The sequence below is a fragment of the Pseudomonas sp. P5_B2 genome (assembly GCF_056400445.1).
Map to the genome: position 1 here is coordinate 1 of NZ_JBFULH010001149.1, position 942 is coordinate 942.

Sequence of the window (942 nt, forward strand, 5' to 3'; positions counted from 1 at the left end):
CCATCAGTACATACTTTAACGACGTCAACAACACACCTTTAGAACAGCGCGACCGCTCAGATACTTCAGCCATTGAAAATGCGCTGCTGATTTCTTTACTCAAGGTCCTGACGCCTGCTGATCGCTCTTCGCTTAAAATCCCGACGAGAAGAAAGGTAGCGATAGCAGCGATAGAATACATTCATAACAATCTGAAAAAAGCGCTCAGCATGAAGGCGCTGGTCAAACAGCTTGAAACCACAACTCGAACTTTGCACCATGGATTTGTCGAAACATTCGGGATTTCACCTATCGCCTACGTTCGAAATTTAAGACTCGCCAATGTCCGCCGAGACTTGATCCGTAACACGTGGCCAACGGTTACCGAAACCGCAATGTACTGGAACTTCCAGCATCTAAGTCGATTTTCCAAGGCCTATCAGGACGCTTATGGAGTGACACCCTCCGAAACCACCCGGCGCAATACTGCAAAACTGAGCGCATCCAACTGCTGACATTTTAAATGGTAAGGCATCGCGACTCAGGACACAGGGCGAAACATTCGGGTGGGGGGCGAGATATCTTTTTCAACGTGCGTCCAGGCGACGTGACGCTGAAAAATAACAATCAATAATTTTCATCCATCCATCTGCACCACCAACATTGCGTACTTCTAACTCAAGGGGGTAAGCATGCGCTATCAATTAAACTCACAACCATTGAAGCAAAAAATTATCTTTTGTCTTTGCGCCTATTTATTGGGTGTGGCATTGGCCTGGTTGATTGACTACTAAAACCGCGCACCTTTAATTCCTCTCCCCCACCCAATTAAAGTAATGTGTTTCGGAGTTTTTTATGAATGCGGCGTATAAAGCGTTGCTGAAAAGGCCCCCGTTAGCTTTATGCGCAACAGCGGCGGGTTTGGCCGCATGGTTTTGTGCCGGGAGTCTTGCTGAGTACCAG

At 47.2% G+C, this 942-nt stretch carries 1 protein-coding gene; it reads left to right on the forward strand.

The window, feature by feature from the left end; genetic code table 11:
* The coding region (locus AC1DRJ_RS29795; RefSeq protein ID WP_477805282.1) for a helix-turn-helix domain-containing protein at positions 1-494 on the forward strand (494 nt) is incomplete at its 5' end.
* Between the last annotated feature and the right edge of the window lie 448 nt (positions 495-942).